The sequence below is a fragment of the Bradyrhizobium sp. Ses1 genome, assembly GCF_059512365.1.
Genome location: NZ_JCAMOQ010000040.1, coordinates 12,602 through 36,758 on the forward strand (window position 1 = coordinate 12,602; position 24,157 = coordinate 36,758).

Consider the following 24,157-nt stretch of genomic DNA (forward strand, 5'->3'; position numbering starts at 1 on the left):
AATTTGGGCGCAAGTTTCAATTAGAAAAAGCATTCGGCTAAACACGTTGGCGAGTCCGCTACGGGTCAATCGCGCCGGTTTGCCCCGCAGCCCGAGACTTCCGGTCTACCCCCAACTGCGGACATGTCTCCGCGCTGCGCAAACTGTCGCGAAGGGCCAACAAGAGACTTATGCACCGCAGCAAGCAGCATCTCAATTCGATCACTTTGTTGGCGCGACTGAGCAACGTCGCCGGGATATCGATGCCGAATGCCTTGGCGGTCTTGAGTGGAGTGGCAATCGCGTGCTCAACTACTGTGAATTCTCCTTGGGCGGAATTGCGCGTTTCGGTTCGACTTCCAGCGTGTGGTCCAACGCGGGCTGGCCTCCTACGTCCTCGCCGTCATGGCACGCTCGGATTTGCGCAGCTATAGTAGCAAATCTTGGTTAGTCCCGAGATTTTCGCTCCAGAATTATTGCACAGCAAATGCAGTCAGTAAGGCTCTCCCGTTAGCGGCGATTGTTTTGAAAATGCTGATGACGACACTGCAAGAACGGCTAACGCGAAAACTATCCTCATCTTGCCTACTCGTCCTCGGTGATCCTAGTCAGCGATAGCTCGAAGCCGCCCTCAAGCAGATCGGTCAACTCAAGCCGCACCATCTCGTCATCCCAATCGGTCGCGTCGGTGAGCCGATTGTCGGCGATGACATAGGCGCGCTTCTGCTGTTCCGACCAGCCGCGCGCCACGATGACCGGTACCTCGGCGACTCGAGCAATTTCCCCGCCGCTAACCGGCCGTGAGCGGCGAGAACCGCGCCGTCATCGGCGCCGAGATCGGAATGATCCAACTCGGATTGACGCAGCGATTTGCTCGATTTGCTCCGGCGAATGCCGCCGCGATTTGCGCTCATAGGGTCGTAAACGGTCAACCAGCGCTGTTTCCTCGGCCGGCTTGCCCGCTGGGAAAACCCCAACGAAGCGGTGATCATGATCTCGCAGTGGGATTGGCTAACCGACGCGCAATTAGCAGCAGCGTTGCTCAATCACGGCTGGCATCCTTCTTTCACCCACGCTTCAAATAGATCGATCTTCTCTTGCGACCAAGGACCATCGCCGTTCGGCGGCGGCGGCGGTATGACCGAGCCGCCAAATTCCACGAATTCGATTGGAGATCTGCTCGGACCGCGCTTTGACGTCTCCAAAGCTGCGGAGGTCGAAGAACTTGGACATGCCCCGGACATCCTTGTCCGTGAAGAGCGGATAGATGTCTTTAGCGTAACTGATCATGGGCACTCCCCACCGGCGCAATCGCGAGGCTGCGGACTTGAATCTTCATCGTAGCTCCCATGCGTTTTAAAGATACCTATCCACCACATGACGAGAATGACCTTGCAGCGCCGGCGAGGGAAATCAACTCTCGTCATAGTCTCGATAGACGATCGTTATTGCCGCCGCGCAGCGTGATGCCGTAGCGAGGAATGCCACGAGCCGCATGGCAGTCGACGCCTACGTTTTTTTCTGCACAGACTTGTAAGCCACGTTCAGTCGCTGAATCGGCAATCAATGCCGTCGTGCTTGCACAAACGACGTCGCGAACTTCGCTCGGTGAGCTCTGAGAACTTCGTAGATGTCGCGCGAGCACAGCAAGGATTGCGCGGGGTCACTGTGGGCTACGATTGCTCAGTTCCGTCGTTGCGTGTGATGGCTAAAGACGCAGCTCAAACATCGGCGGCTGGCGTGCCGGGAGCGATGAAGATGCGCACTACGTTTACGTTATAACCGTCTAAGGCGCGCTACAGCTTTTTCATGTCGGCAGGGCAACCAGAATCGGAAAATGATGAAGAAAAGCGATGGGCGTCATTTTCGTTACAGGCGATCGACCAGCGGCCACGGCAAGCCCGGCAACGCCACTCCCGCCGCCGTCCGATTTGGTGGCCTCGGGTCCGGTGCAGCCGACTCAAGGGGCAACACGAATGAGTAAGCCTTCTGAGCGTAATAAGATTGCAGCCTCACGAAAACAACGTGAGACACTGACCGGCGATCTGATGGTTCAGCATGAAGCGTTAGCGGAAATATTTACTAGTAATAAAGCTGTATGTTCCGGTGGCCGCGATTAGTGCGGCGGCGCCCAAGAACACCGAGATCGGATACCAAAAGGTGGGATGGTCGATGACGAACGGTATCAAACCAACGGCGAGGGCAGGCGGCATATGGACTTTAAACATCCGTAAAATAGCAATCGAGCAAAGCATGGTAACCGTCACGCCCAAAAATTCTGTGTGAAAGCCCGTGCTCAAGAGTAAGCCGACGGATGCGGTCAGGAAACATACGAGAGGAAACAATACCGGCCGTGACATCCAGCCAGGAAGGTCCGGGTGACCAAATAATTCATAGGCTACGACGATCAGCGGAGGGAATAACAGGAAGCGCAATCCCGTTGTTTGCGCCACCGCTCCCAGCGCGAAGACGAATGCCGTCAGTGCGAAGATCCAGAACCGATCTCTCGGCGGAGTTTCGGCGGTCTCAATAATCCGGCTCTCCTTGCCCCCCTCAGATAGGTAACTATCGGGATCAAGGCGCTTCCAGAACGTCAACGCAATGGCGAGTACGGCGAGTCCCGCGAGAATGGCGGCGGGGTAACCCCAACTCATCACGCCGAGGGCCATTGGAAGCACGCCGGCAGAGATCGCAGCTCCGATGTTCGATCGGAGCAGTTTAATAACAAATAGGCTCAGGAGGGCAACAACAGTTACCGCGAGGGCGCTGTATTCCCAGTGGCGAGTAATCATCACCCCCAGGATCGCGGTGATCGTAGGGGTAGCAATCAGTCTGATTGGTTGGCTTGCCCATTTTCCGCGGGGGCGCGTGAATACATCATACGCTAAAGCGGCCATCTCGGGAAACAGGATAAGAGATATACCCGTGGTATCGACCGCAAACCCAATTCCTCCCACGAAGGTAACCGCAAGAAATTCGGCAAATAATCTCGTTGTGTATTTCACTATAATCTAATTTTCCGAATTCCTTTGCAGACGAGACGAAAATAGGAACGCGAAACTCGATGTCTAATGACCATCGGTTATTGAATCGATTGCCATCGACGCGGCGCAATTCTTTTCCTTCGGTCCTGTCGAACCCACCCATCGGAAATGACCAATTGTGGCGTCTAGCCGGCGAGCTTACTTGCGACGTGCGACGGCATATTCGCCGAAGCTGCAATCGGAACCATACATACGGCAATTGGAAAATTTCGTCCCGCATTGTGGTTCAACAACCCGAAGAGGAGATCAATGATGTCTGAGTCCTTTCCACTCCCTACTAAGCCCGAAGACGTTGTCCCGTCGCTGATTGAGCGGTTTAAATCCGATAGGGTCAGCGAGGTAATGGCCTTGTTCGAACCGAAGTCTGTGTTCGTCGAGAATGACGGGCGAACCATCACTGGTCACGCAGAGATCGCCGCCAAACTCGAGCGCGATATCATGCTCGGCCTGCCGGTGAAGACCGTAGTGCGCCATGTGTTCGCCGGCAACGAGATCGCCCAGCTCGTGGTGGACTGGTCAATTGATGGCACAGGGCCCGACGGCAAGCACGTGCACCTCGGAGGCACGGCATGCGATGTCGTGCGCCGCGGTGCGGACGGATTTTGGCGGTTCATAATCGATAATAATCAAGGGACGGCAGTGCGAAAGCCCGCCTGACATATGCGCCAGCCGAGCACCTACTATCAAAAACCGTTTCAACCAGCACGAACAGGAGATCAATGATGTCTGAGTCCTTTCCACTCCCTACTGAACCCGAAGGCGTTGTCCCGTCGCTGATCGAGCGACTCAACTCCGGCAAGGTCAGCGCGTTGATTGAAATGTTCGACCCGAAGTGCGTGTTCGTCGAGGATGACGGGCGAACCGTCACTGGTCACGCAGACATCACCGTCCGACTCGAGCGCTTTGTCGAGCCCGGCGTGCCGCTCGTGACAAAGGTGCGCCATATTTTCGTCGCCGACGATATCGCCCAGCTCGTGTATGACTGGTGGATCGATGGCACGGGTCGCGACGGCAAGGAGGTGCACCTCAAAGGCACGGCGTGCGATATCGTGCGCCGCGGCGCGGATGGGCGCTGGCGGTTCATAATCGATAACAATCAAGGGACGGTATTGCGAAAGCCCGCCTGACACCGCCACGACAGCTCTTGGCGCCGGAGCCACTCTTCTCGGCGCCATCGGGCGAGGCGCGGATCGGCCGCCTCAATCTCGAGGCGGCCATCGCCGCCTTGAACCCGACCGAGCGACGCCCGGAAGCACTTAAGGGATAGCGACCTTCGGCTCCATAAGCTGTTGCGCGAGCAAGCCGGCGTGCGGCGTGAGCGCTGAGAAATCACGCGCACAAAGATGAAGTTGCCTCAGCGCCCAGCGGTCTTGCAGCGGCACGATCGCCAAGCCGAGGTGCCCCAACTCTTTGGCGGAAACCTCGGGCAAAATGGCGATCCCAACGCCAGACTCGACCAACATTGCGATGTACTCAATCCGCCTGAGTTGAATGCGGTAGTAAATCTGGCGGCCCAGGCGGGCAGCCCGTTCTCCCAGATAAGCTTCCAGTGCAGTGTCGGCCAGACCGACGAACGGCTCACCCACGACGTCCGCAAAAGCTATCGATTGTTGATCGCTGATGCGGTGTGTTTCGCTCGCCACAACGACGAGCTGGTCTTGCGCAATAACGCGGGTCTGCAACGCTGCCAGATCAGCCATGTAGGTTACAACACCGAGATCAGCCCGACCTTCCAGGATGGCCCGGACAATCTCGGTGCTCGGGCGTTCATAGAGATCAATGGAAAGGTCCGGATAAGCGACCAAAAATCGGCGGAGTCGCGGCGGTAGAAAAGCGGCCAACCCAGCCGTGTTGGACAAGAGCCTGATGCGCCCTTTCAGGCCAGCGCCATAGGTGCGCAGTTCTCCGCGCATCTGCTCCACTTGGTCCAGGATCAAACGGGCATGGCGGATCAGGGCATCACCGGCCGCAGTCGTCGTGACCCCCCGCCTGTTTCGTTCCAGGAGCTGCGCGCCAAGCGCAGATTCCATTCCGGAAATGCGTTCGCTCACGGAAGCGAGAGCCAGATTCATGTTCTCGGCGCCCTTGGTGAGGCTGCCTTGCTCCACCACGGTCAGGAACAACCGCATATCCGTCAAATCGAAGCGCAATGCTTTTCCTTCGGTTTTGCCGAATTCTTCCATCGGAAATGACCAATTGTGGCGCTTGGTCGGCGAGCGTACTTTACTACATGCGACGCCATATTCTCCGATTTTGGACGTTGACACAAGGGATTGGAGAGGTGGCCCTTGATGAGAGCTAGGTTTGCTCGCCAATCTGTCACGCCATATGCGCACGGGTGCCATCGGCTCGCGCGAAGTTTTCAAATGCAACACCGCCCAATCCGAGCGAGTCAACATGAATGGTTATCTTTCGCTGCATGTTCTGATTATCGCGTCGACGTTTTTCCTCGCCGGGATCGTCAAGGGCGTGACGGGGATGGGCCTGCCGACCGTCGCAATGGGTATCCTCGGTGCGATCACGTCGCCAGTTAGCGCAGCTTCGCTGCTGGTCATTCCGTCCTTTGTCACCAATTTTTGGCAGCTGTTCACGGGGCCGGATTTCCTGGCCCTGATGAAAAGGCTTTGGCCGATGATGCTCGGCATCGTGGTTGGCACACTCGCCGGCTCATGGCTTCTGACGAGCGCCAATACGGAATACGCAAGTGTTGGATTGGGCTCCGCCTTGGTTCTCTATGCGGTGCACAGCCTGTGGGCGAAGCCATTGTCGGTTCCTGCGCGCCTTGAGCGTTTACTGTCGCCTGTTATTGGGTTGACAACCGGGGCAATCACCGGAGCAACTGGGGTTTTCACACTTCCCGCCGTTCCCTATCTCCAGGCCCTCGGCCTTTCCAAAGATGATCTTATCCAGGCACTGGGACTGTCGTTCACGGTCTCAACAATTGCGCTTGCGGCGGGCTTGGCTCGTGGCGGAGCTTTCCATCTTGGAAATACTACTTTGTCCGCACTCGCGATCATTCCCTCGTTGCTGGGCATGTGGGTCGGAACAACGGTCCGCGAGCGCATAAGCGCTGCAACCTTTCGGCGCTGGTTTCTGATCTTCCTTGCCATTCTTGGCCTTGAACTCGTCGTTCGCCCACTCTTCTTCTGAGGCAGATGACGATGCCCCAGATCGAAAGCCCACCCGTTCCCACCGGGCCCCACCACCGTCACCGAGCGTTATGACGCTCTCGTTGCAAGTGGAACAATTGAGCGTGATCCGGCGCAAGAGGGAGTGGTGGCCGTGCTCGATGCGTTGGCACACCGACTCAGGGACATCAAGCAGACCCGCTTCGGTTTGACCCGACTTCTCGATCGGGGAGACAACTCCGGCAAAAAGGGGCGCGGAATTTACTTTTTTGGCGGAGTCGGTCGAGGCAAGACTATGCTCATGGACCTTTTCTTCGAGAGTGTCCCGCTGGAAGCCAAGCGCCGGATACATTTTCACGAGTTCATGGCGGATGTGCACGACCGCCTTCGGAAAGCTCGCGAGAAGATGGAAGATCGCGATATGAGCGATGGTGATCCACTCTCACATGTAGTTCGAACACTCGCGACCGAGGCACGACTTCTTTGCTTCGATGAACTTGCCGTTACGGACATCGCAGACGCCATGATGCTCGGACGCGCCTTAACCGAATTGCTTTCTCAAGGCGTGGTGCTGGTTGCGACCTCCAATGTCGATCCGGATCACCTTTATGAAGGCGGTATCTATCGTGAATTGTTCTTGCCTTTCGTGGCACGTTTGAAATTGCATGTTGATGTCGTGAACCTCGATGCCCGCACCGACTTTCGTTTAGAAAAACGGGAGGCAGAAGGGGGCTGGTATACGCCCCCGGATGCGAATGCTAAGGTTAAACTTGATCTTGTCTTCACTCGTCTCACCGATAATGTTCCACCCGAGCCGTTAACATTGCCCGTAGTAGGTCGAACGATCCGCGTACCGCTTCAGGCGCGTGGCGTCGCTCGCTTCAGTTTCCGCGATTTGTGCCTCACCCCCATGGCAGCGTAGATTACATCACCATAGCACAGAGGTTTCATACCCTCATTATTGAGGGTCTGCCCGCGAGATTCGGTCATCGGAATCACGTTAAGCGCCTCTGCTCACTTATCGATGTTCTCCACGAACAGCATGTGAAGCTCATCGTTTCCGCAGATGGCGACCCACACAGCATTTATCTTGGCATGGTTGCGGCTTTCGGTGGGGCAATGGGTCCGCCACCCAATCACTCTGACACTTTCCCCGAATTGCTCGAGTCAAGGCGGGCCGTGTCGCGCCTCATCGAGATGCGCTCATGCGACTATCTCTGCCGGCTGAGAGAAGTGCGATCCCTCCATTGAAGATTGTGCTTGAGAATTTACGCTATGCCTTGGCAGGGCTAACCGCTGGAAAGTCGATCGGGGTTTGCGCCGCGTTGTTCATGAAGTTGGTCAACAGGAACTGGGCTGTCAACGCTATCATCTCGACAATGTTGGCGTCGGTCCACGCGGCGTCTTTTACTGCCGCAAACTGCGCGTCAGAAACCTTACCGCGCGTCTCGATGAGGGCCTTTGCGAACGCCACCGCAGCCCGCCGCTTCGGGTCGCTTGAATCGCCTTGCCGATTCAGCGCGATCTCCTCCGGGGGAATCTTCGCCAGATTCGTCGAGACGTAGCTGTGCGCGGCAAGGCAGTAGTTGCAGCCGTTAGCCTCCGAGACCGCGAGCGCGATCCCTTCCCGCGTCTTCAGGTCGAGGGTCCTCGACGCCGGCCCCATCAGGCCCGCCCAACCGCCAAGGGCGTTCGGACTGATGGACATGAGGCGATAGTGATTCGGCACGAAGCCAAGCGTCTTGTTGACGTTGTCCAGAATTGCCTGCGATTCGGCGGGTGACTCACCCAGCTCCGGGATAGCGATGCGGGACATTTTCTTCTCCGTGAACTCCGGCCGGTAGAGGCCTTAACGCACTCCGATATCCCTTATCGAATGCCCGCATAATCCGGTAATCCTGAGAAATGACCTCTCGGAATGTGAGAGAAGATGGACCGACTTGAAGCAATGTCGATTTTGGTCGCCTCAGTCGAGGCCGGCAGTTTCTCCGCGGCCGGACGGCGGCTGGGCGTTCCCCTGCCAACCGTCAGTCGGAAGGTCGCGGAGCTGGAGGCTCACCTCAAGACCCAGCTGCTGGTCCGCTCGACGCGGAAACTCGCATTGACCGAGGCGGGCCTCACCTACGTCGCTGCCTGCAAACGCATCCTGGAACAGGTTGATGAGGCGGAATCTCAGGCCACCGGTGAATACACTGTTCCGCGCGGTACGCTCACGATGACCGCGCCGATTGTGTTCGGACGCCTCCACGTCGTACCCGTCGTGAACGATTTCCTCGCTCACTTTGCACAGATCAGCGTCCAGCTAACGCTCTCCGACCACACAATCAACATGGTCGACGAGCACATCGACTTGGCTGTTCGTGTTGGTGAGCTTCCCGACAGCACGCTCATCGCCACGAAGGTGGGAGAGATCAGGCGCGTGGTGTGCGGCAGCCCCGACTATTTCGCCGCCCACGGTGTCCCGAAAACGCCTGAGGACCTGGCCGACCATATGTGTGTGACGTTTTCGGCCCTGGCGTCAGGGATGCCGTGGATCTTCAGCCCGAGCGGCAAGGCGACCAGGAGCGTGCGTCCGTACTGCCGGCTGAAGATCAACACGGCCGAGTCCGCGATCGACGCGGCGATCGCCGGCGTCGGCGTCACGAACGTGTTCTCCTACCAGGTCGCGCGCGCGGTTGCCGACGGCAAGCTCAGGCTCATTCTGCAGGACTACGAGCCTGACCCAATCCCGGTGCATCTGGTGCACGCGGGACAGACGCTCTTGCCCCTCAAGCTCCGGCGGTTTACGGAATTCGCTACGCCTCGGTTGCGGAAGTCGCTGACGGCTGACTTGGCCAAACTCTCCTCGCCAAAGACCAGGGTGAACAAGACGAAATAACCCCCCGCTCGCGAATGACTGCCGCGGTCCACACGTAAGATCAACGCATTTGCAGGATTGGAAAATCAGACGCCCCTGCCCGTGTCTATGGCGCCCAGTCCTTTGGTTTCACATGAGATCGGTGTGGCTAGCCGGCGCGTCCACGCTCCGCGCAACATTTCCACCGAAGAGACAAACGACCAAGGAGACAACTCCCATGAAGGCGATCGTTGTAACGGACCAGGCCGCGGGACAAGTCGATCTGGTGTTCGATGTCATCGACGGTGACATCCAGAAGCGGTCCGCAGGACTGATACGAGCCGGAGGAACACTGGTGACCGTCGTCGGGCCGGCCGAGGCGCGGCCCTCCGGCGGTCTGGCGGTCGACTTCGTCGTCGAGTCCGATCGTGCCCAACCGAGAGAGATCGTCCAGCGGGTGCGGGACGGACGACTGCGGACGAACATCGGCAACGACTCGACCCTCGACGATGCCGTCGCCGCCTTGAATCCGACCAAGCGACGTAAGGGGAATACGATCATCCGCGTTCGTCCCTAGCGAAGCCCATTGATGCACGCAGCCGGCCGGCGCTGCCCAGGTCGGCCGGACTTTGAGGAAAATGTCCGAAACGGGTCACGAGCGGCAAAACTCAAATTGAGCACAACAGGTCCGCTAGTCACTCGCTAGCCGACGTGACAGCGGACATGCTGCGACTTCGCCTGCGGGCCAATAAGTGACATTAGAGCTGACAAAAGCCCAAACAATACTATGGTCGGATAGCAATCAGGAGTTGCTCATGCCGACGTGGCTGATTTTCCAACTCTTCGCGATAGCCTGCATGCCTGCTGCCTATGACATGGCGCGTGACCGTGGCCGATCAACAAAGGCTTGACTTTCGACGACCTTAATCTTTGGGCCGTTTGCGCTTCTGGCGCTGCTCATTCTAGGCCGCGTTCGAACGTCAGCATCCCACTGAAGCGGCCTTACGGAAAAGCTACTGCACTCCCGCTCAAGGTCAAAAGCGCCGTTCCGGCGGTCGGCCTACCGTTTCCGCTTTACCTCCGGAAGCTGACAGTTTGAAAGCCGCGCTGGACTTCGCATTGGGCCCAAGGGACGTAGATCAGTGCGGGGCCGTGGCTGGAACGTTGCTCGGCATTGCTGTCATCAGGCATCTGCCGTTGAAAGCCACCAGCCGTCACCCGCAAACCAAGAGCTGTCATCGGGTGATCCGTCGAGCCGGAGCGAACGCACGCGATCCCAATTTTTCGAAAATGCCTCTATCAAACGGTGACGTGCCTCCTCGTCTTGAAGACCCACACAGCCGATGAATGCGGCCCGAGTGACAAACGTAGCTGGCCACGCCGAGCCTCGGTCAGGACGCGTGATTAGCAACATGCCTCCTTCCGGCCATTTTTCGATTACGAAGCGCCGGAAGATCTCCCGGACGACCTCCTGCTCATCTGCCGGTCCTGGTCTGAGAACGACGTGATCGGTCTGCAGGTACTGGGTCAATATTGCAGGCCGAATGACACACCTCTAAAACTCATGCTTGTGGGGAAGCGCGGCTGGGAGAGCGAACAGATGTTTCGCGAGCTTGTTCTTGCACCGGATCTGCAGGGACACGTGGTCCAAGTACCAAATCTTCCCTCGGCACATCTTCGGACACTGATGCAGAACGCGGTCGCCGTTCTGATGCCCAGTTTTGCCGAGGGTTGCGGCATTCCTGTAGTGGAGGCTCTGTCGCTCAGTACGCCAGTGATTTGCTCCGGTATCCCCGGTGTTTCGGGAGATTAGCCAGGGAAGGGCCCTTTTGAGATCACCGCTTGATGGCAAGGGATGGGTGGAAGCGTCGATGGTAAAAGAGGGTTCTGAACTGCGCGAAAAATGCGTCCGCAATGCGCGCGAGTTTAGAGGCCCACGTGGGACAGTTATTTTACTGATGTCGAGGGCTTCCTCGCCACACTCTGATAATGGCCAACGCACCTTAAGCCAATCGCGTTAGAGTAAGCGAGCGCCCTAGTCCCCTCAGACGTATCAATGCGGATTCTGAGATCTGGAGAGTTGCAGCGGCGAGCAAGCCGACGGGCGACAAATTGCGCGTCGAGCCCCTACCTTGGAGCATTGCAGAGACGGAAGCTCCGCTCCCCCTTACCTACATTGGAGAAAATATTTGGGATGACGTCGCAAGAAGGAACTCCCGCAATGCACAACGCTTAGCTGCATCGCAGCACGTTTGAGCGGCGCTTGCCGGTCATCGTCTCGACAACGGTAGCGTTTGCGTTTGGCCAATTGCCCAAGGTTCGCCTGATGGCGAAACGGTGATTCATCGCTCTCCAACCGCACCCAATCGAATGTTAGTCTTTTGGAGCCTAATCGAACGGCTCTGGTAAAGCCTGACAATGACAGGAGGGAGCTATGGCCGACAAACAGATGCAGCCCACCTGGGATCCGATTGCCCTTGCGGCGCAACTGCAGAACATCGCGAAACAAAGCCAGCTCCTGATGCAGCGCTTTGTGTCGCATCAGCCGGACGCGGTCAAGTTCGGCATGGGCGACACGTCAACGCTCGGGTTCGACTTTTTCGAGCTCGTGACAAAGATGATGACCGACCCGGTGGTAGTCGCCCGCGCCCAGATCAACCTATTCTACGACACGCTAGGTATCTGGCAGAAAACCGCGGAACGCATGCTCATGCTGCGTGCACGGGAGGCCGGTCCCCCGAAAGACAAACGCTTCAAGCATCCGGACTGGAGCGAGAACGCTATCTTCGACTTTGTGAAGGACAGCTATCTCGTTGCGGCGAAGTCGCTTCTTTCCGCAATCCGCGAAACTAAAGGCATGGACGAGGCCAGCGCTCGTAAGGTCGATTTCTACACGCGCCAATTCGTTGATGCTTTGTCGCCTTCCAATTTCGTCGCGACCAATCCGGAGGTCCTCACCGCGACGCTGGAGTCTGGCGGACAAAACCTGCTACGTGGTTTGGAGAACCTTCTCGTCGATCTGGAACGCGGCGATGGTCGGCTTGCGATTACAATGACCGACATGAAGGCTTTCCGCCTCGGCGAAAACATCGCAACGGCGCCAGGAAAAATCATCTACCAGAACGAGCTTATGCAATTGATCCAATATGCGACGTCGACCAGAGAAGTCCGGAGGCGGCCACTCCTCATCGTGCCGCCGTGGATCAATAAGTTCTATGTTCTCGATCTTCAGCCGAAGAACTCCTTCATCAAATGGGCCGTCGATCAGGGGCATACGGTGTTCGTCATCTCCTGGGTGAATCCCGATGAGAAGCTCGCTGAAAAGAGCTTTGAAAATTACATGCTCGAGGGACCGTTGGCCGCACTGGACGCGATCGAGTCCGCGACCGGTGAGCGTAGCGTCAACACGATTGGCTATTGCCTCGGCGGAACCCTGCTTGCCTCGACGGCGGCTTTTCTGGCCGCGAAGGGCGACGACCGGATTGCAAGCGCCACCTATTTCGTGACGCTCGTCGACTTTACCGAAGTCGGAGACATGGCCGTCTTCATCGACGAAGAGCAATTGGCATCTCTCGAAAGGCGGATGCGCGAGCGCGGCTATCTGGAAGCGCAAGATATGGCGACGGCGTTCAATATGTTGCGCGCGAACGACCTGATCTGGTCTTTCGTCGTCAACAATTATCTGCTCGGCAAGGAACAGATACCCTTTGATCTTTTGTTTTGGAATTCGGATTCGACGCGCATGCCAGCGGCGATGCATTCATTCTATTTACGCAAGATGTATCAGCAAAATCTCTTGGCAAAACCCGGCGGTATCACGTTGGCGGATATGCCGATCGATCTGTCGAAAATCAGGACTCCGGCCTTCATTCTGGCCACGCGCGAAGACCACATTGCGCCGTGGGAATCGACCTATGCGGCGACACGCTTGTATTCCGGGCCGGTCAAATTCGTTCTATCCGCTGCGGGCCATATGGCTGGCGTGATCAGCGCGCCAGGCAGCAAGTACGGCCACTGGGCGAACGACAATTTGCCGCCCAGTCCGGAGGAATGGTTCGCCGGCGCTACGCCTCATCAAGGCTCGTGGTGGCCGCTTTGGGACGAATGGGTCACGCAATTTGATGCAGGCCGCGTTCCTGCCCGCGAACCGGGCGGCGGCAAGTTACCGGTTATCGAAAACGCGCCGGGCTCGTACGTCCGCGTAAGATCGATGGCCGCGTAAGCGACAAAGCTCTTCCTGATCGGCCACTCGTTTGGCGGGACGTTGGCGGCGGCCTTTAGCGCACGCGAACCGCGAGCTGTCCGCGGTCTATTGCTTCTCGGCGCGCCCGTTTGCTTTCAACCAGCGACGAACCGATTTCGCGATGCGCTCGTCTCGATGATTCCGCCTGATCTGAGTGAAGCGGACATCATCCCGGGCTCGCTGCTGTCGCATGCAAGCGCTTTCGTCGCCCCTCATACGTTCGTATGGTCCCGGTCGATGGATGCGGCAATGAGCGTTGACGACTTGCGGGCGCTGGATGTCCATGCGCGGGTTGCGCGCTGGGCTATTGACGAGGCCCCCTCCCGGGGAGGCTGGTCCATCAGATTGCCGAATCGCCGTATCGGGAAAACCAGTTCTGTCGCGGCACTCTCACCGTGCTGGGTCGCACGATTGGCCCGTCATGTCTCGACGTCCCGACCCTCGCGACCGTCAACACGGCAGACAAGGTTGCACCGCTCGCCTCGATTGAACCGTTGCTTGATGCGTTGCCTACCAAGGATGTCTCGCTCATCAAAAACCTCGGCGAGACGGCGTTGCATTGCAGCACCTCGGAATTCTTGCAGGACGGGCCAAGCATCATCGCTTGGCTGGCGGCGCATCGCTGAAAGGCCGATCCGCCGGCAAACCGGCGCGGATATCTGCTTTGGTCACGGCCAACAACCTCTGCCTTCAATGAGGAGCCGAGTTTTCCGCTTCGACAAAGGAACTGCGCATTGTGAAGCGGAATCGGTCGGCAGCCGAGGCCGCCTGTGGGTCTAAAACGGCGTTTAGAAAGTCGGCCGGTCACTTTCGAACTACCCCGACCATCGAGGTCATTGCACACCCGAACCATTCCGACCGGCCACCGCTCAAGGCCTACATCTACGTGGGCGGCGAGCGTTGGGCGGAGAGCGGCTGCCCAGTCTATAGGAACGTCAGCAACGCCGGGCGCGTTGGATGGAGGCGGTAAGAGCAGAGCCCAAAGTTAGCGATGCGTTTCCTGTCCTCGGCTCCATTGTAAGCCTCATGGCCGCCGCGCTGAAGATGTGTTGCTTCGGTTCGGTAGCGACCTGGCCGCAGAGGACTGTGAAGCCAGCATGGCCGCTCCGGCACCGCGGCGCAGACTAGCAACGAGCAAGCCCATGAAAGTCAAAGACCTGATAGCTGAGCTGCAGAAGCTCGATCCGGAGATGCCGGTCGTCGCTTCCGGTCCTGACGGCTTCGACCTCTATGAGCCGACACTTGACCGCGAATGGATCACGATAGACCACTTCGGTAGCCCGCAGCGCGCCATTTCAGGCGAGCCCGGTGCCGTGCAGGCTATCCGGCTATGATCATCGCATTGCGCGCCATAGACAACGAACATCCCCTCGCCCGGGAGGCCTGGCATACGCCGGCCATGATAAAGCTTGATGCGCTCGCCGAGTGTATCATTGCTCGGGTACATCTGGGTTGGAACGCCGGGGCCGGCACAAGGTTGGGTAGACTGCGAACCATCGCGGCGGCGCCGGAGCACATCACAGAGGCGAAATGATCCGAACAATCGTGAACGAAGCCGGCGATGCAATCGGCGAGACCAACCTCGACGGCATGCTTATCAAGGGGCACCACCGCGTCGACGCCGAGCTAAAGCTCGGCCACAAACTGTTCTTCAGGACCAGCGGCGCGCTGACGAGGATAAACTGCATCACCATTGACCATACCGCGCACAAGATCAGGCTGGCGGTGGACGGGTTTAGTCGGGAAAGTTCTCCTCAACATACAGCTTGAGCCGTTCGCCCAAGCGCGTCGGTGTTCGGATACATCTGCTTCAGATTGCGGACCAGCTTGAAGCATCTTGCAGGCCGGCATCATCGAACATTATGCTGAACTGGATCACGGCTTCACCGAGTCGATCCAGCCGCTGCTCCTCTTGAGCGCCTCATTCCGCCACGGCCTTCGCAGCGCCTTTAGAGATCGCGAGCCATCAGAGTTGTGTCGAAGCCCTTCCAGTTAGTGCGATCAAGGTCCGCCCAACCGTGCCTCGCATAGACCCCCTGCATCCGTGGTGTTCAGGTAGAGCCGTGAAAGCCCTCGCTGTCGCGCTTGATCCTCGATCGCTCGAACCATACGGCACCTGCTCCTTTTCGCCGATACTCGGGGACAACAAACAACCCTGCAAGCCATGGCGACACATGATGGTTAGGCTCGATCTCGGACTCGGTGCCGTGGTCAAGAAGCCGTAGGCCCAAATGCGGCCCCGGGGATCAGCCTCGACTTGGTGCCCCGGTCGCCTCTCGCTGCAGTGGCACACTATCGCGCGGTGGCGAAACCCGCTGATGGGTTCTCGCGCGGCCGTTCTGGCAGCCTCCCGAGCGGAAATAGCGCATTGGGTGCCGCAGCGACGCGGGATAGAATGCGCCTTTTGGCGGTCGCAAAATGCGTGCTCTAGGTGTCGCGCTGATCGTCATTGGCTTCGCGCTTGTCTGCGGCGGACTCATCTTCCGGCGCAGATTGGAGCCCGACGAGGAGCGCTTCCAAGCAGGATCTGGCGAGATTCCGCAAAGCCTTGATCCAATCCAGCGCGGTCTGCTCGAGGATCTCCGCCGCCTGAATGCGATGGAGCCGGAGATGCGCAACGAACGCAGCGAAGATCATAGGCCCGGCGGGTGACGCGCCACCCGCTTTAGCACTCACCGCCCGGGGCTAGTGCTGGGATGTCGTCGGGACAGATCGCGTCCGCGGGGCCGCTTCGGCGCCATGCCGACAGTTTCACCGCTCGGCCACGGTCCCGAGCTCTGGCCGCCATACAGCCGGTAATTCGGGTCGGTGTAGGGGTTCCCGGGCCCTTTGTTCTGACAATTGGCATTTGGATAGAACTGTGCGCAATAGCCGGGCTCGGATATCACTGGCTGGGCCGGAGCCGGCGCGCAGCTTATCGCAGTCAGCACCGCCGCCGCGCCGAGTTGCTTGAGGATAGAGATGGACATTGTACTTCTCCCACCGCGGAAGATGCACCACATCCGCTAAGAATAACGCCTAACCGGCTAGCCCCATCCGCTCGGCGCGAGCACTCAGCGGTGCGCGTTGGAGGGCCGGCGCAGGCCGGCCCGCTTACCAATAGCCCCAGGGCCGCCCGCCGTATCCATAAGGTCTGTAGAAACGGGCGGCTCCAGGTTCCTGGATTGCTTGCCAACCGTAGTCGACGTATGCCGGATAATAGCTGTAGGCTGGATAGTAGCCGCCGTCATACGGGCCGGGGTAGTAGCTGCCGTAGTACGGGCCGCCATAATAGCCATAGGCGCTGCTCGCGATCGCGTCACCGATTAGGGCACCAGCCAGCGCGCCTGCTCCCCAACCCCAACCTCGAGGACCCCAGCCTCCGAAACCTCTGTAGCCCCATCCGCCGCCGCGCCAGCCGCCCCACCGGATCTGGATCGAATTGTCGACAACCATTGATTTCATGCTTGTTACGTTGGTCGGCAAAGGAGCCGCATAGAGCGTCGCGACGTTGCCGGCCATCAAGGCTCCGGCAAATCCGCCTACCACTGCCATTCTGAGGGTGCGCGTGTTCTCCTCCGTTAGCTGTTAGGAGAGACCCGCAGGCTAGGACAGCCTTGAGCAAACGCAAGATGGCGCGGCGACGCGCCTACTTTTTCCGGCTTACGGGCTTCAAGAGAACCAGCCCGACGAGCGAGGTCCGGTCAGGGAGACACCGAAGCCCAAGCCGTCGCGCTTGGAGGAAGCATCCGCGGTGACCGCAGGCGAGCCGGGCGTTGGTCAATGGTCATGTTTGTCTGTGTTAGACGCCTTGGCTGCCGCGAAGAAAGTTCATCAGCGCTGCGGGATTGTTCGGCAGCCGATCGCCACGCCAAGCGACATGCTGATCCGGACGAGCCAGTATGAGAGGGTGCTGATAGACGGCGGGCAACTCCGTTGCGGCAATGTCGAGAACTGTCAAAGGCATGCCGACCGCCGAAGCAGCGGTCGTCAAGCCGTACGCATCGACGCCTGGATCGCTGCGAAGCAGTGTGTAGTAAGGTCCCATCGCGTCGTACAAGGAGCGGCCATCGGCGAGCCAAAAGTGCGGGACGCGCGCGCCGGGAGCGGTCGATGGCGTGAAGTCACCCATCGTATAAGGCGGCGGAATCTCTTCATCATAAGCGATGATCGGGGAACCTCGATAATAGTAGCCAAAATTGAGCCCCGCGCAGCAATATTGCTGAACATTGAGGTCATAGGCCGATTGTCCAATCAAGCCTCGAACGGCGTCACCTTCCGGCCCCTCCACTTCGATGTCGGGTGGAATGGACTTCCGCGCTTTCGCCATGGCGTGGGCGTGGTCCATGGCGAAATGTGACACCTGCTCCGTGATCGGAAGCCGCTCGGCCTCGTAGGCGTTCAGAATTCGCTCATCGGCCCAACCCTCCAGATGGGCCGCAAGCAACCACGCCAGGTTTGCCGCGTCCGCAATGCCCGCATTCATGCCATAGCCAGCATAAGGGACCCACAGGTGGCAAGCGTCTCCGCATATGAAGACGCGGCCGTCACGAACCTTGTCCGTGATCAGACGCCGCCCGATCCAGTCTTCCTTGGCAATCAGCTCGTACTGAAAATCCCCGTCCACGCCGAGCACTGTTCGGATTGCACCGTCGCGATCGACGGCATCGAATTCCGTCACGTCGGCATTCAGATAAACATGCACGAGCCAGGTCTCTTTGCCATCGATCGCGTATACGTTGCCGGATTGACGCGGGTTCAGTGCAAAGGAAGCCCACGCCGGCGTCCCGCCGCGTTGTCTCAACATCTCGAGCAGTTTTGGGGCTCGAATGAAGCTCGACTGCACGCGTTGCAGAACAGGATCGCCGCTCAGCCGCCCACCGATCGTGTTGCGGACCAGAGAGCGCCCGCCATCGCAGCCGACCAGAAACCGGCAGGATGCTGCGATTTCCTCCGCGGTATCGCGCTCCCGCGCGAATGCGATGACACCCTCCGGACTCTGCCGAAAATCGACGAGCGATGTTCCGCTCAGGATGCGCACGCCGGGCATCGACGACAAATGATCGAACAGGACCGGCTCGAGATAGATCTGGTTGATCCGATGCGGCGGCTCCGGCGTCGGCCACCACGTATCCGGGCCGTCCTTGGACGTATATCGCTCCGCGCGGCAGGGAATCTTGATCCTGGTCAGTTCACGGCCAAGGAACGACGTTCGATAGGCGACATCGTTCGGATAGTCTGGCGGCAGTCCGGCGTTGCGCACCTTTAGAGCGACGCCAAGCCGCCGGAAGATTTCCATCGAGCGCGCCGAGACGTGATTGGATTTGACGCTGGGCGGCTCGTCACGTCTGCGCGTCTCCAGAACGATCACGCGTCTGCCGCGCCAAGCTAGGTCCATGGCAAGCGTGAGCCCAACCGGCCCGGCGCCGACAACCACGACGTCCGCATCAAGCATCCCAGCCATCGCACCACTCTCCGCCTGAGCCGTTCACGGCTCGATCTTGACGTTGCCGATCCGTGCTATCTCGGTCCAGCGCGCGATATCCGATGCGATAATTCGGGAAAATTCGTCCGACGAACTGCCGACCGAGTCGATGTTGAGTAGCTTCAATCGCGAAACCACGTCTGGAAGTTTGGCGATCCGCATGAATTCGTCCTGCAGTTTCCTTACGACATCTGGCGGCGTCCCTTTGGGCGCAAGAATGCCGCTCCACAACACAGCATCGACGTCTGCACCTGCTTCCTTCATGGTTGGAACGTCAGGCAGTTCCTCCATGCGCTTCGGCGCCGCAACGGCGAGCGCGCGCGCCTGGCCGCCCGTGATCTGGCTCCAGACCGAACCGGCATCGGCAATCGTCGTTGTCACCTCGCCCGCGATCACCGCGACCACGGAATCATTGGCGCCCTTGTACGGGATCATCTGTATCGGCGCGCCGGTCTTCTGCTTGAATAGCTCGGTAGCCAGCTGAAACGCCGCAGACGAACTGGAATAGTTGGCCTTGTTCGGATTTTGCTTTGCGTAAGCAACGAGCCCGGATACGGACTTGAGCGGCGACGCGGCGTTGACGATCAGGATCAGCGGAAACGACCCGAGTTCCGAAATTGGAATGAAATCGCGAACAGGATCGTACGGCAATCTCGCGTAAACCGCCGGATTGATGACCATGGCGCCGCTGGCACCGATCAGGAGCGTGTAGCCATCGGGTGCTGATTTCGCAACATAATCGGTGGCGAGAATCGCGCCGGCGCCCGGCTTGTTTTCGATGATGACTGGTTGACCAAGGCTCTCGGACAATTTTTGTCCGAAGAGACGCGCGATAATATCGTTGCCGCCGCCAGCCGTGAAACCGACGACGATGTGGATGGGTCGCGACGGATATTTTGTGGCCTGCTCCGCAATGGTGGTGCGAGGAGAAATCAATGCGACCAATCCAACACAGATGCCGGCCAGGAATCGCCTTTTCAAAACCTTCACGGTGACGTTTCTCCCTCGCAATCGCCGCGTCTGTTTTTCTATTGTGACGACGGCACTGTCCAGCATTGTGAACTAAAGCGGCGTGACGTGAACATGCAGGACTGCGGCCCTGCCGTCGTCCACCGCCGCCAGGCACCGATCGATCGCCCCGGCAAGCTCATCGGGTTCAGTCACGCTCTCGCCATGAGCTCCGAAAGCACGTGCGACGTCGGCGAAACGGCGTTGCTCACCCTGACGATCGGACCTCAACCTGGACTGGAACGAGTTGGTCTCGGCGGCAACGCCCGTTGGATAAACGCGCTGAACCGCGGATTTCACGGCTTGCCAGCCGCCGTTGTCCAGCACCACGGTCAGGATCGGAAGCTCATACTGCTGCGCGGTTGCATAGACGGAGTCGGGCGAGGAAAAATGAAAACCGCCGTCGCCGATGATCTGCACGACGCGCCGATGCGGCTGCGCCAGTTTCAATCCCAGCGCCATGCCTCCGCTGAAACCAAGGCCGCCGCCGGCGAGCCCCACGTAGCTTCGGGGCTGCGTGCGATGAAGCTGCTCCTGCAGCAGCGGTCCGTTGCGGATCGCCTCATTGAGAACGATATCGTCCTGCGCCAGCTTGCCATTGAGGACCGCAAACAGATAACTGGGATTGAGCGCACCCGGAGTCCCTTTGTTGGCGGCAGGCGCCGCGCGGCGTTTCGCGGCGGCCTCACGCGCCCCACCCCAGCTCGCGATGCGCTCAGCGACCCGCCGGCGATAGCTGTCGTCAGCGCGCGCCTCGACCACGTCGAGCACCTGCTGCAGCACGGTCGCGCAATCGCCCTGAATTCTCATATCGGTTGGAAAGCCCCACATCGGAAAGTCCGATTTCAGGGGATCGACGTCGATCTGGATCCACCGGATCGCGTCGATGCGCTTGGCGTACTGCGGAACGAATGGGACGTCGGTGTCCAGCAAGAGCCCAAGATCCGCCTGCTCCAGCAGGGGCAGAGGATCGAAGCCCGCAAAGCAGGGCGAGTCCTGCGGTATATTGAGATCGATTGAATTGAATTCGGCGACCCGGATGCCGCAGGTCCGCGCCAATCGATCGAGCACGGCAACTGCCTCTGCCTTGCGACCGAGGTAAGCCGTCAGAGCGATCGGGTTGTCCGCGGCCATCAGCTGGTCAGCGATGGCCTCGACTCTTGCCGGATCAATGCCGCCGGACCGAACGCCGCCGTAGCGGGCTGGGTCGTAGGTCGGCATCCGCGCTTCGTCCCATGTCTCCGCCAGCGTCTCGCGCGGCAGCATCATGTAGACCGGTCCGGGAGGATCGCTATGCATGAAAGCGCCGCCGCGAGCCAGAGCCTCCTTGACCACGATGCCGGAGGGCAGCGAGTACTCCCATTTCACATAGGGACGAACGATGCTCGCAATATCGAAGGGATCCTGCACGAAATGGACATAGGTGTCGCGCGAGCCCGGCAGTTCACCGTGCAACGTGTAGGGCGCGCGGCCGGCGAACAGCATCACGGGCAAACGGTAGCGAAACAAGTTCTGGATCGCCATGCAGGCATTTGCGGTGCCAGCGTCGACATGCACGAAAACGGCCTGCCCCTTCCCCGTCGCCAGTGCGTAACCGCCGGCCATATGGACAGCGACGATCTCATGTGGACAGAGAATAATCTGCGGACGCTTGCGGCCTTGCTTGTCCCACCGCGCGACTTCCTCAATCAGGGACACGTGGTCGGTCCCGAGATTGGCGAAGATATAGTCCACTCCGAGGTCCACGAGACCTTCGAGGAAATAATGCGCAGCGCTGTAAGAGCTCATGCTCTGGTTCCCTGTCGTTTCCCTGCCGGTTTCGGCTTTTCAGTTTCTTGTTCTGGCCTGGAGGCGGTCCGATTTCATGGATCGCCACCCACAACTCGTCGGAGGCTATCGGCCGGATCGCCGGTGCCCTCGTTGGACGCCCAGGCAACGAACTGATCGGGACGGACCAGCACGAGCGAAGCGTCATAACGCTCCCGGCCGTCGGCACGGCTGTCCTGGATCACCTTGAGCGGAAGGCGCAGCCTGTGGGCTGCGCGCCGGAATTCCTGCACAAAAGCGTTCGGCGCGCCGAGATCAAGCAGCGTGAAGCCGCTGCCGAGTTCTTCGTAGATGTTCTTGCCCGAGGATAAAGGCTGCGGCGTGAGATGGTGACCGGCGCGGGCCGCATAGCCATGCGAACCGATCGCACTGCTCACGGCACCCGGCGGCCCGAACACGATCGGCGAGCCCTCATAATTCGGCTCGAAAGCGTTGACTTCAGTGCGCGCGCCGGACTGTCGCTCGCGCCAGGCCGCTTCGAAGTCGGCGCGGTCAACCGATGGATTATGCCGGCGCAGGAAATCGCGATCATCGAAGATCGACTTCTCGATGAAGTCGCGCGCGGTCGAAGCGAATACCGGCCGCCGCTCCGCGTCATAGCTGTCGAGCAGGCCGGAGCCGCCCCAGCCCTGCAGGGTGGCCGCGAGCTTCCAGGACAGGTTGACGGCATCCTCCAGCCCGCTGTTGATCCCATAGCCCCCGTAAGGGGGGTGGCTGTGCGCCGCGTCCCCGGCGATGAAGACACGGCCCGCGCGATAGCTGTCGGCCAGCGCAAAGCGTAGGTCCCAAAAGCCGATATGATCGAACTCGATCTCGAACTCCGCACCGGCGGCCTCGTGCAGGAGTCGTCGGAAATCGAAATTATCGCGCGTGGTGTGGGCGGGAACGGGCGCATGGAAGAACCACGTGGTGCCGAGATCCACACGGCCGAAGAATTTCCAATAGCCGTCGAGTTCCGGATGCAGCACGTTGTAGAACGATTTGCCGGGATAGCGCTCAAGCAGCCGGTGCAGGCCGGTCGAACGGAATACGAGCAACACCATCAAGCGGTCGTGGTCGGACCTGGTCTGGCGAATGCCCGCCTGGTCGCGCACGATCGATCGACTCCCATCGCAACCTACGACATAGTCGGCGCGCAAGCTTCGCCTGTTTCCGTCGCGATTGGTGATTTCGACATCCACCCCGCCTTCGTCGGGATGTATCCGCTCACAGGTCCAGCCAAACAAGGTATTGATGTTTGGGATCTGCGCTGCCCTGCGGCGCAACACCGCCTCGGTGGCGTATTGCGGCAGGCGCTCATTGTCGCAGAAATAAAACGGCCGCACGAGTTCGCGCTGTAGCCAGTCGTAGCGGTAACCGCTCAGCAAGGTGCCGTAGCTGGTCATGCCGCCGATGCCGTAATCACTCGGTATGGTTCGGGCGGCGCGCAATTCCCCTTCAGCGCCCCAGAAATGGAAATGCTCGAGGGTACGCTGGGTGAGATTCTGTCCTTTCGGAATCGGCTGCGGCTCGCTGTAGCGTTCGACAACGATGCAGTTGATGCCCCGCAGACCGAGATCGATTGAAAGTCCGGTCCCGACGGGTCCTCCGCCGACGATCACCACCGGAACAGCTTTACCCGGACTCTGCATTCGCACCGACCTCACTTGCGCACTGCTAGTCGATCAATGCCGGCCGCAGGGGGACCGTAATTCAATGCAGAGCATCGCGGCTCAGGTCAAGCTAAAATCTCATATTTTGAGATTTCTATCCATTTTCCTCGAAGATCTCGGCAGAGATCAGGTTGGCCGTTTGGCGCACTTCCCCGCTAATCCGATCAATCAGGCCACCATTCGCATGCTGGCCAGCGATAGTGAGACAGAGACTCGCGACCGGATAGTTTGCATCGAGGATAGGAGCGGCGATGCCGATTGCCCCGGGGGTCACTTCACCAAAGGCGACCGCGACGCCCGCTCTTCGGATGCGCTTCAGCACCACTGCGATTTCCTCGGCCGTCGCACCGAGGCCGACGCTGCGAAGATCATCGGCATAACGCTCAAGCAATGGGACCAGACTGCGTTTCGGCAGGAATGCCATGATCGAGCGGGCAATCGCGCCGCGACCCATCGGCATCGGTCGGCCCCGCGGATAGCTGCTCACCGGATGGGGCGCCGACGATTGCGAAGCAACACAGAGCATCTTGTCGCCATACCAGCGGACAATCAGGGCGGTACAGGGATGCGCCGCGGTGAGACGCTCCAGATGTGGCGCGGCGGCGGCGACCAGCGGGTCTGCGCGCCGGTTCAAATAGTCCATCTCGACGACTTTAGGCCCGAGGGCGAAGCGGCCCCCACGGACGGACATCAACAGCCCGCTTTCCCTGAGGCTCTTGAGATAGCGGTAGAGCGTCGGACGCGTGTAGCCGAGTTCGCGCATCAGTTCGTCCGGCGTCCAGAGCGGGCGCGTTTCGCTGAACAGTTCCAGCACGGCGAGCACCCGGTCTTGGCTGTTTCTCTTCTCCACCTGTCGATCCGTTCCAATGTCGCCCGTCCTGTACCGCGGTCCCGCGCTTCCGGGAATGGGACATCGGAGCAGGATTGTCTTCGACATAATCTCACTATAAGAGATTTCAAAATAGAAGACGGTGGG

22 protein-coding genes and 3 pseudogenes are annotated in these 24,157 nt (G+C 59.2%); 14 read left to right on the forward strand and 11 right to left on the reverse strand.

Annotation, left to right across the window (positions count from 1 at the left end; translation table 11 throughout):
- Positions 1-564 precede the first annotated feature (564 nt).
- On the reverse strand, positions 565-729 hold the full coding sequence (locus AC5ZG5_RS32625; RefSeq protein WP_165435510.1) for a ParB N-terminal domain-containing protein: 165 nt from the start codon (positions 727-729) through the stop codon (positions 565-567).
- Between the two features lie 240 nt (positions 730-969).
- On the opposite strand from AC5ZG5_RS32625, the gene AC5ZG5_RS32630 reads away from it, so the two are divergent.
- Positions 970-1,323: a hypothetical protein gene (locus AC5ZG5_RS32630; protein WP_456645841.1), complete on the forward strand. Its 354-nt coding sequence runs from the start codon at positions 970-972 to the stop codon at positions 1,321-1,323.
- 722 nt (positions 1,324-2,045) lie between these two features.
- On the opposite strand, the gene AC5ZG5_RS32635 is transcribed toward AC5ZG5_RS32630, so the two are convergent.
- Positions 2,046-2,984: a hypothetical protein gene (locus AC5ZG5_RS32635; protein ID WP_130229281.1), complete on the reverse strand. Its 939-nt coding sequence runs from the start codon at positions 2,982-2,984 to the stop codon at positions 2,046-2,048.
- 291 nt (positions 2,985-3,275) lie between these two features.
- Here AC5ZG5_RS32635 and AC5ZG5_RS32640 point away from each other — a divergent pair, with 291 nt between their 5' ends.
- Both AC5ZG5_RS32640 and AC5ZG5_RS32645 read left to right on the forward strand, forming a co-directional pair.
- On the forward strand, positions 3,276-3,680 hold the full coding sequence (locus tag AC5ZG5_RS32640) for a YybH family protein (protein WP_130229280.1): 405 nt from the start codon (positions 3,276-3,278) through the stop codon (positions 3,678-3,680).
- 65 nt (positions 3,681-3,745) lie between these two features.
- Entirely contained in the window at positions 3,746-4,150 is a 405-nt protein-coding gene (locus AC5ZG5_RS32645; RefSeq protein WP_165435509.1) for a YybH family protein, read from the forward strand.
- A gap of 129 nt (positions 4,151-4,279) precedes the next feature.
- Here AC5ZG5_RS32645 and AC5ZG5_RS32650 read toward each other — a convergent pair whose 3' ends face one another.
- Positions 4,280-5,206 (reverse strand): LysR family transcriptional regulator, encoded by a 927-nt coding sequence (locus tag AC5ZG5_RS32650; RefSeq protein ID WP_456645842.1) that lies wholly within the window; start codon positions 5,204-5,206, stop codon positions 4,280-4,282.
- A 214-nt stretch (positions 5,207-5,420) separates the two neighbouring features.
- Between AC5ZG5_RS32650 and AC5ZG5_RS32655 the strand changes: the two genes are divergently transcribed.
- A complete protein-coding gene (locus AC5ZG5_RS32655; RefSeq protein ID WP_456645875.1) occupies positions 5,421-6,173 on the forward strand; it encodes a sulfite exporter TauE/SafE family protein in 753 nt (250 codons plus the stop codon).
- A gap of 96 nt (positions 6,174-6,269) precedes the next feature.
- Positions 6,270-7,402: pseudogene (gene zapE, locus AC5ZG5_RS32660) on the forward strand (cell division protein ZapE).
- 22 nt (positions 7,403-7,424) lie between these two features.
- On the opposite strand, the gene AC5ZG5_RS32665 reads toward zapE, so the two are convergent.
- Entirely contained in the window at positions 7,425-7,967 is a 543-nt protein-coding gene (locus AC5ZG5_RS32665) for a carboxymuconolactone decarboxylase family protein (RefSeq protein ID WP_130229277.1), read from the reverse strand.
- 114 nt (positions 7,968-8,081) lie between these two features.
- On the opposite strand from AC5ZG5_RS32665, the gene AC5ZG5_RS32670 reads away from it, so the two are divergent.
- The 9 genes and pseudogenes from AC5ZG5_RS32670 (at position 8,082) to AC5ZG5_RS32710 (ending at position 15,882) form a co-directional block, all read left to right on the forward strand.
- A complete protein-coding gene (locus tag AC5ZG5_RS32670; protein ID WP_456645843.1) occupies positions 8,082-9,029 on the forward strand; it encodes a LysR family transcriptional regulator in 948 nt (315 codons plus the stop codon).
- 220 nt (positions 9,030-9,249) lie between these two features.
- Positions 9,250-9,564, forward strand: a pseudogene (locus AC5ZG5_RS32675) (zinc-binding dehydrogenase); the annotation flags it as partial.
- A gap of 927 nt (positions 9,565-10,491) precedes the next feature.
- Positions 10,492-10,800, forward strand: a complete 309-nt coding sequence (locus AC5ZG5_RS32680; RefSeq protein WP_456645844.1) for a glycosyltransferase — start codon at positions 10,492-10,494, stop codon at positions 10,798-10,800.
- Between the two features lie 621 nt (positions 10,801-11,421).
- On the forward strand, positions 11,422-13,209 hold the full coding sequence (locus AC5ZG5_RS32685; RefSeq protein ID WP_456645845.1) for a PHA/PHB synthase family protein: 1,788 nt from the start codon (positions 11,422-11,424) through the stop codon (positions 13,207-13,209).
- A gap of 18 nt (positions 13,210-13,227) precedes the next feature.
- Positions 13,228-13,317, forward strand: a pseudogene (locus AC5ZG5_RS32690) (hypothetical protein); the annotation flags it as partial.
- A gap of 308 nt (positions 13,318-13,625) precedes the next feature.
- Positions 13,626-13,856 (forward strand): hypothetical protein, encoded by a 231-nt coding sequence (locus AC5ZG5_RS32695; protein ID WP_456645846.1) that lies wholly within the window; start codon positions 13,626-13,628, stop codon positions 13,854-13,856.
- Positions 13,857-14,372: 516 nt separating this feature from the next.
- The gene (locus AC5ZG5_RS32700) at positions 14,373-14,564 is read left to right on the forward strand and encodes a hypothetical protein (protein ID WP_130231321.1); all 192 of its coding nucleotides are present in this window, start codon (positions 14,373-14,375) and stop codon (positions 14,562-14,564) included.
- 196 nt (positions 14,565-14,760) lie between these two features.
- Positions 14,761-15,000, forward strand: a complete 240-nt coding sequence (locus AC5ZG5_RS32705; protein WP_028168715.1) for a hypothetical protein — start codon at positions 14,761-14,763, stop codon at positions 14,998-15,000.
- Positions 15,001-15,648: 648 nt separating this feature from the next.
- The gene (locus tag AC5ZG5_RS32710; RefSeq protein ID WP_456645847.1) at positions 15,649-15,882 is read left to right on the forward strand and encodes a hypothetical protein; all 234 of its coding nucleotides are present in this window, start codon (positions 15,649-15,651) and stop codon (positions 15,880-15,882) included.
- A gap of 20 nt (positions 15,883-15,902) precedes the next feature.
- Here the strand turns inward: AC5ZG5_RS32710 and AC5ZG5_RS32715 are convergent, their stop codons facing one another.
- The 7 genes from AC5ZG5_RS32715 to AC5ZG5_RS32745 all read right to left on the reverse strand — a co-directional run bounded on the left by AC5ZG5_RS32715 (position 15,903) and on the right by AC5ZG5_RS32745 (position 24,031).
- Positions 15,903-16,199, reverse strand: a complete 297-nt coding sequence (locus AC5ZG5_RS32715) for a hypothetical protein (RefSeq protein WP_456645848.1) — start codon at positions 16,197-16,199, stop codon at positions 15,903-15,905.
- A 124-nt stretch (positions 16,200-16,323) separates the two neighbouring features.
- Positions 16,324-16,731: a hypothetical protein gene (locus AC5ZG5_RS32720; RefSeq protein ID WP_496135726.1), complete on the reverse strand. Its 408-nt coding sequence runs from the start codon at positions 16,729-16,731 to the stop codon at positions 16,324-16,326.
- A 280-nt stretch (positions 16,732-17,011) separates the two neighbouring features.
- On the reverse strand, positions 17,012-18,673 hold the full coding sequence (locus tag AC5ZG5_RS32725; protein ID WP_456645850.1) for an FAD-dependent oxidoreductase: 1,662 nt from the start codon (positions 18,671-18,673) through the stop codon (positions 17,012-17,014).
- 24 nt (positions 18,674-18,697) lie between these two features.
- Positions 18,698-19,684, reverse strand: coding sequence for a Bug family tripartite tricarboxylate transporter substrate binding protein (locus AC5ZG5_RS32730; protein WP_456645851.1), 987 nt, complete (start codon positions 19,682-19,684; stop codon positions 18,698-18,700).
- Between the two features lie 72 nt (positions 19,685-19,756).
- The gene (locus AC5ZG5_RS32735) at positions 19,757-21,490 is read right to left on the reverse strand and encodes a thiamine pyrophosphate-requiring protein (RefSeq protein ID WP_456645852.1); all 1,734 of its coding nucleotides are present in this window, start codon (positions 21,488-21,490) and stop codon (positions 19,757-19,759) included.
- 74 nt (positions 21,491-21,564) lie between these two features.
- On the reverse strand, positions 21,565-23,160 hold the full coding sequence (locus AC5ZG5_RS32740) for an FAD-dependent monooxygenase (RefSeq protein WP_456645853.1): 1,596 nt from the start codon (positions 23,158-23,160) through the stop codon (positions 21,565-21,567).
- A 115-nt stretch (positions 23,161-23,275) separates the two neighbouring features.
- Entirely contained in the window at positions 23,276-24,031 is a 756-nt protein-coding gene (locus AC5ZG5_RS32745; RefSeq protein WP_028168260.1) for an IclR family transcriptional regulator, read from the reverse strand.
- Positions 24,032-24,157: the final 126 nt, after the last annotated feature.

Excerpts from the sequence above, each read along its gene's own strand:
- AC5ZG5_RS32630 (WP_456645841.1), top strand. The coding sequence starts at position 970 with ATGATCTCGCAGTGGGATTGGCTAACCGACGCGCAATTAGCAGCAGCG.
- AC5ZG5_RS32640 (WP_130229280.1), top strand. The coding sequence starts at position 3,276 with ATGTCTGAGTCCTTTCCACTCCCTACTAAGCCCGAAGACGTTGTCCCG.
- AC5ZG5_RS32645 (WP_165435509.1), top strand. The coding sequence starts at position 3,746 with ATGTCTGAGTCCTTTCCACTCCCTACTGAACCCGAAGGCGTTGTCCCG.
- AC5ZG5_RS32650 (WP_456645842.1), bottom strand. The coding sequence starts at position 5,206 with ATGGAAGAATTCGGCAAAACCGAAGGAAAAGCATTGCGCTTCGATTTG.
- AC5ZG5_RS32655 (WP_456645875.1), top strand. The coding sequence starts at position 5,421 with ATGAATGGTTATCTTTCGCTGCATGTTCTGATTATCGCGTCGACGTTT.
- AC5ZG5_RS32665 (WP_130229277.1), bottom strand. The coding sequence starts at position 7,967 with ATGTCCCGCATCGCTATCCCGGAGCTGGGTGAGTCACCCGCCGAATCG.
- AC5ZG5_RS32670 (WP_456645843.1), top strand. The coding sequence starts at position 8,082 with ATGGACCGACTTGAAGCAATGTCGATTTTGGTCGCCTCAGTCGAGGCC.
- AC5ZG5_RS32685 (WP_456645845.1), top strand. The coding sequence starts at position 11,422 with ATGGCCGACAAACAGATGCAGCCCACCTGGGATCCGATTGCCCTTGCG.
- AC5ZG5_RS32700 (WP_130231321.1), top strand. The coding sequence starts at position 14,373 with ATGAAAGTCAAAGACCTGATAGCTGAGCTGCAGAAGCTCGATCCGGAG.
- AC5ZG5_RS32705 (WP_028168715.1), top strand. The coding sequence starts at position 14,761 with ATGATCCGAACAATCGTGAACGAAGCCGGCGATGCAATCGGCGAGACC.
- AC5ZG5_RS32710 (WP_456645847.1), top strand. The coding sequence starts at position 15,649 with ATGCGTGCTCTAGGTGTCGCGCTGATCGTCATTGGCTTCGCGCTTGTC.
- AC5ZG5_RS32715 (WP_456645848.1), bottom strand. The coding sequence starts at position 16,199 with ATGTCCATCTCTATCCTCAAGCAACTCGGCGCGGCGGCGGTGCTGACT.
- AC5ZG5_RS32720 (WP_496135726.1), bottom strand. The coding sequence starts at position 16,731 with ATGGCCGGCAACGTCGCGACGCTCTATGCGGCTCCTTTGCCGACCAAC.
- AC5ZG5_RS32725 (WP_456645850.1), bottom strand. The coding sequence starts at position 18,673 with ATGGCTGGGATGCTTGATGCGGACGTCGTGGTTGTCGGCGCCGGGCCG.
- AC5ZG5_RS32735 (WP_456645852.1), bottom strand. The coding sequence starts at position 21,490 with ATGAGCTCTTACAGCGCTGCGCATTATTTCCTCGAAGGTCTCGTGGAC.
- AC5ZG5_RS32740 (WP_456645853.1), bottom strand. The coding sequence starts at position 23,160 with ATGCAGAGTCCGGGTAAAGCTGTTCCGGTGGTGATCGTCGGCGGAGGA.